Here is a 15,188-nt window from a genome sequence, read left to right as displayed (position 1 = left end):
ATCAAAGATTTTCAACAGCAAATAGCCCATCGGTATATTGATTTTTACAAATTTTATAGAGGATACCATTTGTTTTTCAAACAGCTGTATAATCTGTGAAACCTGCGAGAAATAAAATAATGCCTAGAATTTTATCGAAGATAGAAATCCTTGCGCCTTATCGCACAAACCTGTTGAAGAATCTTGGAGCCTTTGCGCTTTCCATCAAAAAACAAACTAAAGACAATCCTTTCAGATATGGAGAATAAAAAAACGAACCCCAAGAAAAAGCAGGGGAAATCCCTAACCAAAAGAATTACAGGATGGCTGCATCTCTGGCTCGGACTTGTTTCCGGGATTATTGTACTTACCGTTACGCTTTCCGGAACGGTTTTCGTGTTTTGTGACGAGATTGTAGATCTTTGTGCCGGAAGTGCAAAATATGTTCAGGCTTCGGCTCATGCCAAAAAAATGACTCCTGAAGAATTATTGGTGAAGTTTCATCAGCAGGTTCCGGACAGAAAAGCCTTTTACTTTGATACTTACAGGGAGGCAGACAGAACTTTCCGTGTAGCTTCAGCTACCAAGCCGCCCAAAGATAAAAACGCTGAAAAAGCAGAAAAACCTAAAAGCAAGGGAAGAGGTCCAAGAGGCGTTTTTGCCTATCATTATCTTGATCCTTATACCGGAAAAGTAATAGGCTCTACAAAAAGCTATGAATTTTTCTATGTGGTAGCTCACATTCATGCTCAACTACTGGCAGGTAAATTCGGGAAAACGGTAGTAGGAGTTGCCTCTATTATATTTTTCATTCAGTTAATCGGTGGTCTTATTCTCTGGTGGCCCAAAAAATGGAACAAAACAACAAGAACCACAGCATTTAAGATTAAATCAGGAACCAAATGGCGAAGAAAGAATTACGATTTTCATAATGTTTTCGGGTTTTATTCATTGTTGCCAGCTGTATTTATTACCATTACTGGATTGATTATGGCTTACAAGATTTTGACTGATCTTACCCAAATTGCTTTTGGAGGAGCTCCTGATGCCCATAAGATTGCAGAACAATATGATCCGAAGTATGATCCTGATAAAAAAGCATTGTCTTTTACGGATTTTATAGACAGAAGTTTTAAAGAACTTCCACAGGCTCAACAGGTAAGAATGAGTGTGCCACGTAAAGACTCCACAACGGTTTACAATGTGATGGCAGCCAAATTTATTGGCTTAAAAAGTATTGTTGATGGGAAAAGTAAAGAAGTCAATAAATATACAGGAGATGAAATTAATTATCCGGAAGAAGTTTTGATGCATGAAGTGATTGAACATATGAACTTTGATCTGCATGTAGGATATTGGGGCGGAATGTTTGGAAAAATATTCACATTCGTTATTGGAATTATTTGTACCAGTCTTCCGGTGACAGGATTTCTGATCTGGTGGGGAAGAAGGAATAAATCAGGAAAAAAAGGAAAAGAAGTTAAAAATATTCATCAACATAGAAAAGAATCACATCATGAACAATTGGTTTAAAATTTTATATCTCTCTCTATTTTCAGTCTTCACATTCGGGAAAGCTCAGGAAAAAATTACGATAGGAGAGAAGCAAACTCTATTTTCAAAGGTTTTGAATGAAAACAGAGAAGTTTGGGTTCATCTCCCTAAAACATACAATGATACAGCTATTAATCCCGCTAAATATCCGGTCATCTATCTTTTAGATGGTGAAATCAATTTTGAATATTATACAGGTCTAACGGATTTTATCGCCAGAACTCCTTACGCTGACATTCCGGAATGTATTGTTGTTGGAGTTAAAAATACAGAACGCACAAGAGATCTTACTCCTACAAAATCACAAAAGAAAAGCCCTGTAAATCCTGCGGTAACTCTTTTTGCAGATAGTGGCGGAAGTGAGAATTTTGTGAAATTCCTGCAAGAGGAACTGAAGCCTTTTATCAGTAAAAATTATAGAACTCAGGACTATTCTGTTTTGGTGGGACATTCATTTGGTGGTCTTTTTGCCATCAATACTTTTTTGTCTCACCCGGAATATTTTAATGCTTATGTGGCCAACGATCCGAGTTTGTGGTGGGATCATGAAGTAACGATCTCAAGAACAAATGATTATCTGGAAAAGAATAAAAAGTTTCCTGCTCACAAATCTTTATACGTTTCTCAGGCTGACAATGAAGAACAACAGAAAAACTGGAACTCTGACATGACTCAGGCTATTGAAAAGTTTAAAGAAATTGTAGAAAAAAATGGAACCTTAAATTATCAACATCGTTTTTTTGAAGAGGAAACCCATGGAACGGTTTCTTATCCTGGAAATTATGAGGGCTTGAAATTCATATTCAAAGGTTTTAGAACAGATATTAAGCAGCTTGCAAAGAATCCGGGATTGCTGGATACAGAATATAAAAAGTTTTCTGAAAAAATGGGCTCAGAATTTATCCCTTCAGAATCTTATCTGAATGTAGTTCTTAAATTTATGAAAACCAACAATTTCAAAGAATCTGAAAATTATTTTATCAATCTGAAAAATAAACTTTATCCTAAGGTTAAATAATTGAATATGCTATAAATAGGATGATGGGGTATGTTGAACAAATTCAATGTACCCCATTTTTAATGGTTATGTTTTGTTCAGGACTCCTTTCTCATGAAATAAATACAGACGAAATTAAAAAATGCCAAAGGGATCCAGAAAGGAGATGCAAGAACGATCGCAAAAATAAACATGGGAATAACTCCTTTTAATCCGGCGGTTATGATGGTGTCCGTCGGTAACCGGTTGCTTATTGAAGTAAAAATACAGGCAGTTAAAAGAGCAGAAAGGCTTAATGCAGCAGAGATTCCGATAAGTTTCCAGGTTGTTAATTTCTTTGGGATTAAGTTTAATTGATAAAACACTATTCCATAAATGATGAATACAAATAGTGAAATAAGAATGTTGTAAAAAGAGGGTAAGTCAGGAAATATAATGACTAATATAATGTTGCCAATCAATAAGTTGATGAAAATGCAAAGAGCAAACAGGAGTATATTTTGTTTCATAGTTGTGTTTTTTGTGTGGCATTAAATGTACATTATTTTTTCATTCCGGAAACTTTTTGAACAAAAAAAACAAACCTGTAGATGTACAGGTTTGCTTTTGAGGTATCTCATTAAAAAATCGTTACTTATTAAATAGACTTTGCATAAGATTTTCTACAGGTACATAATAGATATATGATAAAATACTTGCAGAATTATTATTTAAGCCTTTTTTTATTAATGTCTGTTATCACAATTAATAGTAAGCTCAGTCTTTTCTTTATCCAAAAATGTGATGGCAGGGCATCCGAAAGAAGGAGAGGTAAAGTTAAATACCACTGGTGCTTTTCCTTTAAAAAGTCTACCTGTCCATTGAGCATAATAATGGTTTTCTGCATTTTCCATTTTTTCCAGAGGGTTGAATTCCGCTCCGTCACTTATGGTAAATGTCTTCTCAAATATTTTTTCATTCTTATCGTTGATCACTACCAGTCTGCGTTCCTGAGTTCCATATTCTTCAAGAAGATCCTGTACATAATACGTAAGGTTTTCATACTTAGATTGGTAAGTACTTCCATATTTAAGATTGGAACCTGAGAAATATTTTTTCTGAATATCAGCTCCTGCTTTTTCCCATTTAATCATTTTCATCTGATTTTCTACAAATGGATTTTTGCTTCCGAAATAGGCGATTACATTCATGTACTTATCAAAAATATCAGTACCTTTTTGAGTGTCAATCTGGAATCCAAGCATATAAGATTCCGAGTCAACCTCGTCTCCTTCAACGATATAAGGAGAAAGGTAGGCGGTGGCTTTCAGCTTATTAACCGGGATTTTTTGGAGGTTATTGGTCTCATAATTATAGAGATACAGTGAGTCATTTTCCGTGATATGAATGGCATCCAGCATTTTTTTTCTGTAAGAACCATCCAATTCAATATAGGACACCTTTTCAAAAGGAAGCTCCTTTTGCTTTTTAAGAAGATCTGCCGGAACAGCATTCTTATCATTATAAATATCAGAGACCGAAATAAAGGTATCCATAAGGTCTTTACGCTGCATGGTGGAAACATTGTAAATATTAAAATTCTTAAAATCTATTTCCTCCTCTGCAGCTGCCGTTTTTACAGAATCTTTTACAATAGCTGGCTGATTCTGAACTGTGGTGTTGTCCTCCTTTTTACAGCTGACAATCATAAGCTGTGAACATAAAAGCACTAAGGCTGTATTAATCTTCATTATTAAGAATGTTTTGAATTTATTTTGTAATAAGGCGCAGAATAAACTCTGCTCAAGTATTTTTACAATATCATCACTATATTCTGCATCCTGAAAAGGAATGATTTGCTTATTTTTTTGAGCATTATTCGCAGTTGGTGTTTAAACCTCTAAAAATACCCATTATCTTTGGAACTCCAAATACTAAAATGAAATGGTTGAAAAATTACTTCAAAGCGGGATTCATTGGGAACATAAGGAATTTAAACGGAATGAGTTTTTGAAAATCTCAGGAAGTACAGATACCCAGATTTATTTTATTGAAAAAGGAAGTGTAAGGATCTTTATGACGGATGATCATGAAGAAAGAATTATCCGTTTCGGGTATACCGGGAATATTATTGTTTCTCTGGATTCTTTTCTTTCCGGGAAGCCATCAGACCTTTATATTCAGGCGATCAAGAAAACGGCGGTAAAAGTAGCCTCAAAAAATGATTTCTACCAGTTTATTCAATCCGATGAGACCCATATGAAGTTTTGGATCAATGTTTTGGAAGACCTTGTATTGCAGCAGTTAGAAAGAGAAAAAGACCTATTGATTAATGCCCCGGCAGAACGTTTTGAAAGAGTCTTAAAACGCAGTCCGAAACTATTTCAGGAAGTTCCGAATAAATATATTGCCAATTATCTAAGAATGTCTCCGGAAACTTTATCCAGGCTTAAAAAATCTTGAGTTCAATCAAGATTTAAGAAGAAACGGATCCGGAACTTTGTAAAAAAACAGTAATGAAAATTTCAACCACAGCATTGTTAGAGGAATTAAAAAACAGAACCAGACAACATCTGCAGTATGCTGAAAGCCTTTTATTAGTACCGGAAGATGAACTGAATTTCAGAACTACGACCGATAGCTGGAGTGCATTGGAATGTCTGGAACATCTTAACCGCTACGGAAACTTTTATATCCCTGAAATCTCTCAAAGAATTTCTTCTTCCAAAACTACTTCAAAACCAGATTTTAAACCGGGGATTCTAGGGAATTATTTTGCTCAAACTATGCTTCCCAAAGATAAACTGAATAAGATGAAAACGCTCAAAGTTATGAATCCCATTCACAGCCAGCTGAACAAAGAGGTTGTGAATGAATTTATAAAGCAGCAGAAACAATTACTTGATCTATTGGAAAAAGCAAGACCTATCAATCTGGAAAAAACAAAAACAGCCATCAGTATTTCAAAACTGATCACCTTAAAGCTGGGAGATACTTTCCGTTTTGTGATTTATCATAATGCAAGACATATCGCTCAGGCAGAAAGAGTGGTAAAGAAAAGGTAAAAGATAAGGGATGAATCCATGAAAAATAGTAATTTTAAACTAATGGAATTCATACATCAAAAAACAATAGAGACTCCACTGGGAGAAATGATAGCCTGTGCAACAGATCAGGGCATCTGTCTGCTGGAATTTACAGACAGGAAAAATTTTGAAAAGCAGCTGAGGGCCCTATCAAAAATACTGAAGACAGAAATTGTAGAAAAAGATCACATTCATTTTCAGCAATTGGAAAAAGAATTAAAAGAATATTTTGAAGGAAACAGATCTGAATTTGAAGTTCCTTTATTTACAACCGGCACTGAATTTCAGGAAAAAGTATGGCAGCTGCTTCGTGAAATTCCGATGGGAGAGATCAGGACTTATAAACAACAGTCAGAATTGTTGGGAAATCCCAAAGCCATTCGTGCCGTAGGAACAGCCAATGGAATCAATAAAATTGCTATTTTAATTCCATGTCATCGTGTGATCGGTTCCAACGGCGAATTAGTAGGGTATGCAGGCGGAATCTGGAGAAAACAAAAATTATTGGAGCTAGAGAAAGCAATTTTATTTTGATTTTTGTAATTTTAAACAAAAATTTACACGTGAAAAAGTTATTAATAGCAGTTTGTATTTCAGTTTCAGGATTTGCTTTAGCACAGGATTATTCTGTACCAGCAGCAAGTCCGCGTCAGAAGGTAGAGCAGCAGTTTTCAATGTCCAAAATCTCAGTGGATTACGGAAGACCTGGAGTGAAAGGGCGTAAGATTTTTGGAGAATTGGTTCCTTACGGCCAGGTTTGGAGAGCAGGAGCTAACTCATCTACGAAGATCACTTTCGGACAGACCATTAATTTTGGCGGAAAGACCGTTCCGGCAGGAACTTACGGACTATTCATCATTCCTACTGAAAAAGAATGGAAAGTAATTTTGAATAAAGACTTCCAGCAGTGGGGGGGCTTATACTTATGATCCTAAACAGGATGTAGTAGATGTTACAGTGCCGGTAAATAAATTGGCAGACAAACAGGAATGGTTTGAAATTACCCTGAACCCAACAGATGAAAACTCTGGAAACCTGGTGATCAAATGGGATATGAATCAGGCAGAAATCCCATTGAAACCATCAAAATTAGACACTGTAATCAAGATTTCTGATAAGTTGAAAGAAATCCAAAGAATAGAATCAGACTCTAACAAAAAAGGCTAAGCATGAATTTTTCTGTTCAACCTGTTTTAGAGAATGAAGAATTTCAATTAATCCCCTTAGAACAAGGGGATTTTGAATCTTTATATGAAGTAGCATCTGATCCTAAAGTATGGGAACAACACCCTAATAAAGATCGTTATCAGAGAGAAGTTTTTGAAAATTTCTTTAGAGGAGCTATAGAAAGTAAGGGGGCTTTTAAAATTATTGAAAAAATAACCGGAGATGTGCTGGGAAGCAGCCGTTACTATAATTTTGATGAAAATGATAACCATATTTTCATCGGTTATACTTTCTATGGAACAAAATCCTGGGGGAAAGGGATTAATCCCAAAGTGAAAAAACTGATGCTGGATTATATTTTCCAATATGTAGATAAAGTTCATTTCCATATTGGAAAAGAAAATTTCCGCTCACAGAAAGCATTGGAAAGGCTTGGAGGAATCAAAATAGCGGAAGAAGAAGTGGCTTATTTTGCTGAACCTACGAGAACCAATTTTGTATACGAGATCAAAAAAGAAGCTTGGGTATGAAAAAATACAAAATCCAGCAATCTCCATTTGTAGTGCCTACTACAGACGGAAAACTGATTGAAGAGCATTGGGGGAATTCTACAGGAAACGCTAATGTTTCCATCGCTCATATGGTTGCTCCGCCAGATTGGAGTGAGCCCCATCAGACTCCGGAATTTGACGAATTCACTTATATTATTTCCGGTAAAAAACAATTTGAAATTGATGGGGAAATTGTAGTCCTTGAAAAAGGAAGCAGTATTCTGATTGAAAAAGGAGCGAGAATTCGCTACAGTAATCCATTCTCAGAACCTTGTGAATATCTTGCCATCTGTCTGCCTGCATTTTCTATGGAATTGGTGAACAGGGAAGGAGAAGATTAATATAATTATGGCTACGCAGATCTGTCCAGAATGTAAGGCAAATGCTTTTACATGGTATATTGATGATGAGCCTGAAGTGACCCATTGGATATGCTCTTCCTGTAGCTACCATGCCTTAGAAGATGAAAAAGATGAATGCATCTGTAATGATTGTGGTAAGAAAACAAAAACTAAGCTGAAAGACCCTTCAAAAGAATATTGGTGGTGCTCAAGCTGCAATAGAATAAGCGATAATAAATAAAAGCTGTCTCAAAAAGAGATGGCTTTTTTGTGTTATAGATACTTACTTTTTTGATTAAGAATATCTAAAAAAACCGATTTAGCTATCAATAAGTTATCTTTTTAATCAGGATATTACTGCCTGTTGATGCGGGTTGTCATGAATTATTTTGTAAGTTCGCGCGCCGAAAAATAATCCGGCAATGTTAACTTTTAATAAAATATATGAAAAACAATCTACCTATTGTATTGTTGTTAGGCATCGCACTTTCTACGACTTCTTGTGCAACCATTTTTACAGGAACCAGTGATAAAATTACGTTCAACTCCAGTCCAGAAGGAGCGAAGGTAATGCATAAAGGCGAAGAAAAGTGTGTGACTCCTTGTACAGCGCCTATTTCAAGATCATTGAGTAAGCAAATCGTTACGATTGAAAAAGAAGGTTTTCAACCTCAGGAAGTAAAGTTGGATAAGAATTTTAATGCGGTAACGCTTCTCAATATTCTTTTTGGAGGTGCATTAGGGGTAGGGATTGATGCGGCAACCGGCTCGCTTACAAAATATTCTACCAAGAAATATGATGTTGAATTGGAAGCAAAGCAACCATAAAATAAGGATTTAAAAATAGCCATGTACCAATGAATGTTCTTACATCAAAGCATTGGTACATGACTACACTTACATTGTTATTTTGAAATTACTTCAGGAGTTCTTTCAAAAACACCAATGTATGATTCCAGGCTCTTTTGGCCATGGTTTCATTATAGTCCGGTGACTTTGGATCAGTAAATGTATGTTTGGAATGAGCATAAGTAATAATCTGCCAGTCTGCATCTCCGTCATTCATTTCTTTGATGAGGTTGTTATAATCTTCAGGGGTCACTCCTTTGTCATCTGCCGGATTTTCAACCAGAATTTTAGCATTTAATTTTTCATTTTTTCTGCTTTGGTCTCTTCCGAGACTTCCATGAATAGAAACTACTCCTGCAACAGGTAGGTTTCCTCTGGCGGATTCCAATGCACCTGTTCCTCCAAAACAATATCCTATAACTGCCGTTTTATCAGCAATAGCTCCGTTTTTTTTCAGCTGTTCCAACGCCAGTGAAATCCTTTTTGATATTCAGCATAATTCTTTTTGTAGTATCCGGAACTTTTAGCAGCTTCATCGCTGTTGGCAGGGATTTTTCCTTCCCCATAGATATCAGCAATAAAAGCAATATATCCTTGCTTTTCCAATTCAATGGCTGCTGTTTTGGCTTCTTCATCAATTCCTTTCCATGCGGGAAGGATCAGTACTCCGGGAAGTTTTTTTCCTGCATTGGAAGTGATTAAACCATTCAGTTTCTGTGATCCATCCTGATAGGAAACTGTTTTAAGATTTTGACTGAAAAGAGTCCCTGAGGCGATCATTGATGCAGTTAATAAAATTGAACGTATCATATTTTTTATTTTGAGGTGGATTAAACATTTATATTCTGAGCCTGAAAATAAGTTCCGGCAAATATCAGGAAAAACACCATTTTTCTTATATCCATTGAATAGTTATCAAGATGAATGAAATTATTTTTCTACATGATACAGCCTTTTATGACTGGAGGAGGACATCCGTTATGGTTCTGAACACCTTTTACGGTGGGACAGGCATCATCTTTATCCAGAACGCCATCACCATCAGTATCAGGCCATGGGCATCCCTGGTTTTCTCTTGGGCCAGCTATAGCAAGGCATTGATCATCTTTATCGGGAACCTCGTCTTTGTCTGCATCAGGCCATGGGCAACCGTTATTTTCAATAGGACCTCCTTGTTTAGGGCATTTGTCCAGATAAAATAGAATATCGTCCTGGTCTTCATCCGAAAGACAGATCTTTTTGTTGAATTCCTTTCGGCATTTCTTGAATGCTTCCGGGTTTTCAATATTTTGTGCATGAAAGCTTGTAATAACAAATAAAAATAAAAATAAAAGTAAAATTTTTCTCATATTCATAAAAAATCCTCAGCCAAATTAATAAAAATAACTTAACTGAGGATTTTTTTACTATTTATAATAAAATTACTGAATTTCAACACCCAAATGAGATAGTTCCTGTTTCAGATCTGTATCCGGCAGAACGTGAATGGTATTGAATCCCAGCGATTTTGCCATTTCAATATTCTTTGGATTATCATCAATAAAAACAGACTCTGCTGCCTGAATGTTATATCTTTCCAGTAAAACATGCCAGATTTTAGGATCAGGCTTAATCAGTTTTTCTGTTCCGGAAACCACAATTTTCCCATCAAAAAGCTGGAAGAAGTCATAATTTTCCAATGCATAAGGAAAGGTTTCTGCAGACCAGTTGGTTAATCCAAATAGCTGATAATCTGTATTTTTTAATTTTCTTAAAATATCAACATTTTGAGGAATATCGCTTTTCAGCATTACGGTCCAGTTGTCATAAAAAGCCCTGATCTCCTTTTCCCATTCCGGAAATTTTTTTACCTGAATTTCTGTACCCTCTGAAAGGCTTCTTCCTCTGTCTTGTTCAATATTCCACTCATCCTGAGCAATATTTTCCAGGAAGTATTCCATTTTTTCATCATCATTGAAATAATCTTTAAAGAAATATCTAGGATCCCAATCCATGAGTACACCTCCGAAATCGAATACTATATTTTTAATTTTCATATTGATATTTGTTGTTTAATTTTTACCTGAGATTTAGTCTGGCCTATAAAATACATACTGCTCATTTTCATAATAAGCATTAATATGCTGTAATCCATTGGTTAAAATAATTTCCTTAGCTCCGATAATGGAGTTGTACCGGGCAGTCTGCTCAAATGTTTTTTCTGTTAGCTTGATTTGCGGGGCCTTACATTCGATAAGAATGATGGGTTCTGTTTTTTCGGTAACTAAAAGATCAATTCTTTTGGTTAAACCATTGAGAACAATCTTTTTTTCAGTAATTAAAGCCGATGCAGAGTAGGATTTTACAGTAAGATAATAGTGGATCCAGTGCTGCCTTACCCATTCCTCAGGAGTGAGCAGAAGATAAGTTTTACGAACCAAATCATAAATAAAAAACTTATCTTTGTCTTTCTTGAATTTAAAATCAAAAGTTTCCTGAAAATTCAGTTTTGGAAGTTCCATTAGTAAGATGAAAGAATTAGATTTAATCCTCAAAAATATTAAAAATAAAGAAGTTTTACCTATTTATTTTTTCCACGGAGAAGAAGCCTACTTTATTGATGTTGCCGTAAAAGCCCTTGAACACAATTTTTTGGAAGAGGATGAAAAGGCCTTTAACCAAACCGTTACTTACGGAAAAGATACTTCTTATCAGGAAGTGCTTTCTCTGGCAAGACAGTTTCCTATGATGGGAGATAAACAGGTAATTATTGTAAAAGAAGCTCAGGATTTGAAATTTAATGAAGAAGAAAACAGAATTCTGGATGCGTATGTTGAAAACCCTGTTCCTTCTACAGTATTGGTTTTTGCTCATAAACATAAAAAACTGGACAGCAGAAAAAGGCGGCTAAAGCTTTGGATAAAGCCAATGCCCTTTTTCTCAGCGAATCTGTAAGAGAAAACAACCTTCCGAAATGGATTTCTGATGAATGTGTAAAACTTAAGATCAAAACAGCTCCTAATATTTCTCATCTTTTAGCAGAATATCTTGGAAATGACCTTTCAAGAATTGCCAACGAACTGAACAAGCTGAAGATCATCCTTAAAGAAGGAGAAGTCCTGGATGGAAACATTGTTGAAAACCATATCGGAATCAGCAAAGAATACAATATTTTTGAACTTCAGAAGGCATTGGGGACAAAAAATGCCAATGCAGCCTTTAAAATAGCCCATTTTATGGGCAAAAATCCAAAGAACAATCCTTTCGTGATGATGCTGGCCAGTCTGTATAACTATTTTTCCAATGTGATTATTTATCAGACGATGGCAGGACAGTCCCCACAAACTATAGCCTCTCAAATGGGAGTGAATCCTTATTTTGTGAAAGATTATGCAGAAAGTGCAAGATTGTACCCTTTAAAGCATGCCACAAGAGTCATTTCTATCCTGAGAGAGTTTGATATGAAAGGAAAAGGATTAGGGGCAGTGAATATGGGAGAAGCAGAGCTAATTAAGGAATTGGTGTATAAGATTATAAATGTGGACAAGATTAAAATGAAGGTTTGATTTTATGTTTGAGAGTAGGAGCGTTTTAGAGTGAAAGGGTAAAGTGAATGCTAGATTTAAGACAAGTAGATAATAGACGGATAGATGATAGACAAAGAATATTAGGTCTTAAATATAAAGTACCAGATCTAAACCTAAACCCGCATCCCGTACCCTCATTGACAATCCGCATATCTCTTATTGACAACTATCATTAAAATAACTTTAAAAAGACAACAAAAATTACGAAATTAGCGGTCTTAATTTAATTATATCTTTTTTCGAACAAGTAAATTATGGAGCAAAACATTTTAGATTGTGTGATCGTTGGATCTGGGCCTTCTGGTTTCACAGCTGCTATTTATGCAGCAAGAGCAGACTTAAAACCTGAATTGTATACAGGTTTGGAGCCGGGCGGACAATTAACTACAACTACTGAGGTTGATAACTTTCCAGGATATCCAGCAGGAATTACAGGTCCTGAAATGATGATGGATCTGCAAAAGCAGGCCGAGAGATTTGAAACCAAAGTACATTACGAAATGATCACTAAAGCTGAATTCTCAACAGAAGTAGGCGGTGTTCACAAATTATACGCTGGAAATAAAGAGATTTTAGCAAAATCAGTAATCATTTCTACAGGAGCTACAGCAAAATATTTAGGTCTTGATGATGAAAAAAAATATGCAGGCGGCGGGGTTTCCGCTTGTGCTACATGTGACGGATTTTTCTACAGAGGAAAAGATGTAGTAGTGGTAGGAGCAGGAGATACAGCGGCTGAAGAAGCTACTTATCTTGCTAAACTTTGTAAAAAAGTAACATTATTAGTAAGAAAAGATGTTTTCAGAGCTTCAAAAGCAATGGTTCATAGAGTAGAAAGTACTCCGAATATTGAAGTGAAATTTCACCATGAGCTGATTGGAATTGAAGGTGAGAACAGCTTGGTAGAAAGAGCGGTCATTATCAATAACCAGACTCAGGAAACTTCTAAGGTAGATGTTGAGGGAATCTTCATCGCCATCGGTCACAAACCGAATACGGATATCTTCGTAGGTCAGGTAGATCTTGATGAAAACGGATATATTGTAACAGAAAAAGGATCTACAAGAACAAATCTTCCTGGAGTTTTTGCTGCGGGTGATGTTCAGGATCATATCTACAGACAGGCTATTACAGCTGCAGGAAGCGGATGTATGGCTGCCATGGATGCAGAAAAATATCTAGCTGAATTACACTAGTTATTTAGCTTTTAATGATACAAAGCGTACCCACTGGGTGCGCTTTTTTTGTTGTTAATGTTAATAACGAAATTTTTTGTTGGAAACGCGAAGGCGCAAAGAAATTAATATACAGACTGTTTTTAAGGCGCAAGAGAATCAAAGATTCTCAGCAAGGGAATATTTTATTTTTTGCCAAGGATGCACGAATGCTTTTGTATTACGAGCTGAATCAGATCTTCTTATATAATTAAAATCCCGCATGTAGTTTGTTATTCCGGTAGGAATGTAGCCCCCTAATATTTTAATTATAAGGTTGAAATTCCTACCGGAATGACAATACCCATAAATAACATTTGTAACGATTATAAAAGCAAATTTTAGCAACATACAATTTTATAGGAGATAAAATCTTTGCGCTTTAAAACATTACGTTTTTACTTTATTTTGTGTCTTTGCGATTTCCAACGTTGTACACTTATTGATCCTTCAAATAAATTAGAGTATTGTAACAGAAACATTGATATATTTGTGAAGTTTCAAATTGATTTAATAAAAAACTTAATAAAGAACAGGCATGAAAAAAGTAACAGCAATAGGAGGTATTTTCTTTAAATGCAAAGATCCGGAGCAGGTAAACGATTGGTATAAGACCCATCTTGGAGTGGAAACCAGTCCATATGGAGCGAAATTCGATTGGAGAGAAACAGATTCTGATAAAAAAGGATATACATTATGGAGCCCGTTTAAAGCATCTACTCAGTATTTTGAACCTTCAGAAAAAGAGTTTATGATTAACTACCATGTGGCGGATATTGAAGCATTGGTAGAAGAATTAAAAAAAGAAGGGATCACCATTCTGGATGAAATTGCAACCTATGAATACGGGAAGTTTGTTCATATTATGGATCCTGAAGGCAATAAAATTGAATTATTTGAGCCGGCAGGAGAGTAGCCCATTGAATGATAAAAGATAAAAACTGTTTCTGTGTGAAGCAGTTTTTTGTTTTTCCGGATTTCAAACTGTTGTGAAGTAATACAGCATTCCGTATATTTGATGGTAAGCTATATTCTATGAAAACACAGGTGTAAAAAGATGCAGGAAATTTTTAAAACATTCAAGCCTCAAAACTCCATTGTCAGCAAGTATGTTGACTATTATTATCTGGATGTTAAAAATAATAATATCATTAATGAGTTTCAATGTTTTCCGCACTTCAATAACTCCATTTCACTTTATAAATCTCATATCCGGTTAGAAACTAAAGAGGTGATTTATGATGAAAAAGCACCGCCGTGTCAAATTTTTACACCTATCCGGGAAAAAGTTCTTCATGTGAAACAATCCGGGAAAGTTTATAGAATTGTAGTGGTGTTTCCCCCTTTGGGAATCCATCAGTTTTATGAAAATCTTGATTTTACGAAATATATTACAGATTATGACTTTTTTACCCATGATGAATTAAATGAAGTTTTCGCCGCTGCAGAAACTGAAGTTCAGGGGAGCTTATTGGACCGTTTTCTTGAGAAAAGATTCAAGAGATTTGAGCATACAATTCTTGAAAAATCTATTGATTATATTTTCAACCATTACGAAGACTTTTCAGTTGAAGAAATTTCAAGGAAAATTGGTTTCAGCAGACAGCATCTAAACCGGATTTTTCAGGCACATTTGGGTGTTTCTGTTAAAAAATTCAATGAAATTGTCCTTTTCAGGCAGACCATCAATCAGAAACTTTTTGAAAATCCTGACCGTAACTTTACGGAACTGGCCCATGAGTTTAATTTTAATGACCAGTCTCATTTCAATAAAACGTATAAAAACCTCACACAAAATTCTCCAAAATCTTTTTTTTCGAAAGGAACTGTATTAGGTCAGGAAGATACCTTCTGGCATTTGCTGCCTTCAGTAATAATGTTCCATTTTTACAATTTTTTCTGATT

21 protein-coding genes and 2 pseudogenes are annotated in these 15,188 nt (G+C 35.5%); 16 read left to right on the top strand and 7 right to left on the bottom strand.

What is annotated here, in order from left to right:
• Positions 1–119 precede the first annotated feature (119 nt).
• Genes H5J24_RS25640 through H5J24_RS13355 form a run of 3 tightly spaced genes read left to right on the top strand, consistent with a single transcriptional unit; the run spans position 120 to position 2,551 of the window.
• Entirely contained in the window at positions 120–248 is a 129-nt protein-coding gene (locus tag H5J24_RS25640; protein ID WP_262495868.1) for a hypothetical protein, read from the top strand.
• Positions 238–1,512 (top strand): PepSY-associated TM helix domain-containing protein, encoded by a 1,275-nt coding sequence (locus H5J24_RS13360; protein ID WP_068942774.1) that lies wholly within the window; start codon positions 238–240, stop codon positions 1,510–1,512. Before H5J24_RS25640 ends, H5J24_RS13360 begins: the two co-directional genes overlap by 11 nt.
• Entirely contained in the window at positions 1,496–2,551 is a 1,056-nt protein-coding gene (locus H5J24_RS13355; protein WP_068942775.1) for an alpha/beta hydrolase, read from the top strand. The genes H5J24_RS13360 and H5J24_RS13355 overlap by 17 nt, the downstream gene beginning before the upstream one ends.
• Positions 2,552–2,628: 77 nt before the next feature.
• On the opposite strand, the gene H5J24_RS13350 is transcribed toward H5J24_RS13355, so the two are convergent.
• A complete protein-coding gene (locus H5J24_RS13350; protein ID WP_141395663.1) occupies positions 2,629–3,039 on the bottom strand; it encodes a hypothetical protein in 411 nt (136 codons plus the stop codon).
• Positions 3,040–3,255: 216 nt separating this feature from the next.
• The gene (locus H5J24_RS13345; protein WP_068942777.1) at positions 3,256–4,260 is read right to left on the bottom strand and encodes a hypothetical protein; all 1,005 of its coding nucleotides are present in this window, start codon (positions 4,258–4,260) and stop codon (positions 3,256–3,258) included.
• A gap of 193 nt (positions 4,261–4,453) precedes the next feature.
• Between H5J24_RS13345 and H5J24_RS13340 the strand changes: the two genes are divergently transcribed.
• The 9 genes from H5J24_RS13340 (at position 4,454) to H5J24_RS13300 (ending at position 8,482) form a co-directional block, all read left to right on the top strand.
• Positions 4,454–4,972 (top strand): Crp/Fnr family transcriptional regulator, encoded by a 519-nt coding sequence (locus tag H5J24_RS13340; RefSeq protein ID WP_068942778.1) that lies wholly within the window; start codon positions 4,454–4,456, stop codon positions 4,970–4,972.
• A gap of 53 nt (positions 4,973–5,025) precedes the next feature.
• Positions 5,026–5,574 carry a DinB family protein gene (locus H5J24_RS13335; protein WP_068942779.1) on the top strand — a complete coding sequence of 183 codons (549 nt, stop codon included), beginning with the start codon at positions 5,026–5,028 and terminating at the stop codon, positions 5,572–5,574.
• 42 nt (positions 5,575–5,616) lie between these two features.
• Entirely contained in the window at positions 5,617–6,129 is a 513-nt protein-coding gene (locus H5J24_RS13330) for a methylated-DNA--[protein]-cysteine S-methyltransferase (protein ID WP_068942780.1), read from the top strand.
• A 29-nt stretch (positions 6,130–6,158) separates the two neighbouring features.
• Entirely contained in the window at positions 6,159–6,524 is a 366-nt protein-coding gene (locus H5J24_RS13325; protein ID WP_232815581.1) for a DUF2911 domain-containing protein, read from the top strand.
• Between the two features lie 43 nt (positions 6,525–6,567).
• Complete coding sequence (locus H5J24_RS13320; RefSeq protein WP_429831453.1) at positions 6,568–6,762, top strand: hypothetical protein; 195 nt, start codon at positions 6,568–6,570, stop codon at positions 6,760–6,762.
• A gap of 2 nt (positions 6,763–6,764) precedes the next feature.
• Entirely contained in the window at positions 6,765–7,292 is a 528-nt protein-coding gene (locus tag H5J24_RS13315) for a GNAT family N-acetyltransferase (protein WP_068942781.1), read from the top strand.
• Positions 7,289–7,654, top strand: coding sequence for a cupin domain-containing protein (locus H5J24_RS13310; protein ID WP_068942782.1), 366 nt, complete (start codon positions 7,289–7,291; stop codon positions 7,652–7,654). The genes H5J24_RS13315 and H5J24_RS13310 overlap by 4 nt, the downstream gene beginning before the upstream one ends.
• Positions 7,655–7,661: 7 nt before the next feature.
• Positions 7,662–7,895, top strand: coding sequence for a hypothetical protein (locus H5J24_RS13305; protein WP_068942783.1), 234 nt, complete (start codon positions 7,662–7,664; stop codon positions 7,893–7,895).
• A gap of 203 nt (positions 7,896–8,098) precedes the next feature.
• Complete coding sequence (locus H5J24_RS13300; protein ID WP_068942784.1) at positions 8,099–8,482, top strand: PEGA domain-containing protein; 384 nt, start codon at positions 8,099–8,101, stop codon at positions 8,480–8,482.
• An 88-nt stretch (positions 8,483–8,570) separates the two neighbouring features.
• Here H5J24_RS13300 and H5J24_RS25960 read toward each other — a convergent pair whose 3' ends face one another.
• The 5 genes and pseudogenes from H5J24_RS25960 to H5J24_RS13280 all read right to left on the bottom strand — a co-directional run bounded on the left by H5J24_RS25960 (position 8,571) and on the right by H5J24_RS13280 (position 11,004).
• The gene (locus tag H5J24_RS25960) at positions 8,571–8,969 is read right to left on the bottom strand and encodes a dienelactone hydrolase family protein (protein WP_346729905.1); all 399 of its coding nucleotides are present in this window, start codon (positions 8,967–8,969) and stop codon (positions 8,571–8,573) included.
• Entirely contained in the window at positions 8,957–9,313 is a 357-nt protein-coding gene (locus tag H5J24_RS25955; RefSeq protein ID WP_346729904.1) for a dienelactone hydrolase family protein, read from the bottom strand. The genes H5J24_RS25960 and H5J24_RS25955 overlap by 13 nt, the downstream gene beginning before the upstream one ends.
• A gap of 152 nt (positions 9,314–9,465) precedes the next feature.
• Positions 9,466–9,726, bottom strand: a pseudogene (locus H5J24_RS13290) (thrombospondin type 3 repeat-containing protein); the annotation flags it as partial.
• A gap of 198 nt (positions 9,727–9,924) precedes the next feature.
• Positions 9,925–10,539, bottom strand: a complete 615-nt coding sequence (locus tag H5J24_RS13285) for an HAD family hydrolase (protein ID WP_068942787.1) — start codon at positions 10,537–10,539, stop codon at positions 9,925–9,927.
• A gap of 33 nt (positions 10,540–10,572) precedes the next feature.
• On the bottom strand, positions 10,573–11,004 hold the full coding sequence (locus H5J24_RS13280; RefSeq protein ID WP_068942788.1) for a type I restriction enzyme HsdR N-terminal domain-containing protein: 432 nt from the start codon (positions 11,002–11,004) through the stop codon (positions 10,573–10,575).
• Between the two features lie 7 nt (positions 11,005–11,011).
• Between H5J24_RS13280 and holA the strand changes: the two are divergent.
• The 4 genes and pseudogenes from holA (at position 11,012) to H5J24_RS13260 (ending at position 15,186) form a co-directional block, all read left to right on the top strand.
• A pseudogene (holA, locus tag H5J24_RS13275) lies at positions 11,012–12,048 on the top strand (DNA polymerase III subunit delta).
• Positions 12,049–12,323: 275 nt separating this feature from the next.
• Complete coding sequence (gene trxB / locus H5J24_RS13270) at positions 12,324–13,265, top strand: thioredoxin-disulfide reductase (RefSeq protein ID WP_068942790.1); 942 nt, start codon at positions 12,324–12,326, stop codon at positions 13,263–13,265.
• 556 nt (positions 13,266–13,821) lie between these two features.
• Complete coding sequence (locus H5J24_RS13265) at positions 13,822–14,199, top strand: VOC family protein (protein WP_068942791.1); 378 nt, start codon at positions 13,822–13,824, stop codon at positions 14,197–14,199.
• Positions 14,200–14,340: 141 nt separating this feature from the next.
• The gene (locus tag H5J24_RS13260) at positions 14,341–15,186 is read left to right on the top strand and encodes a helix-turn-helix domain-containing protein (RefSeq protein ID WP_068942792.1); all 846 of its coding nucleotides are present in this window, start codon (positions 14,341–14,343) and stop codon (positions 15,184–15,186) included.
• Positions 15,187–15,188: the final 2 nt, after the last annotated feature.

The organism is Chryseobacterium capnotolerans (genome assembly GCF_021278965.1).
In the GTDB taxonomy this organism is placed as follows: Bacteria; Bacteroidota; Bacteroidia; order Flavobacteriales; family Weeksellaceae; genus Chryseobacterium; species Chryseobacterium capnotolerans.
The sequence above is the reverse complement of the archived record's forward strand: the minus strand, read 5'-3'. Positions and strand labels throughout refer to the sequence as shown.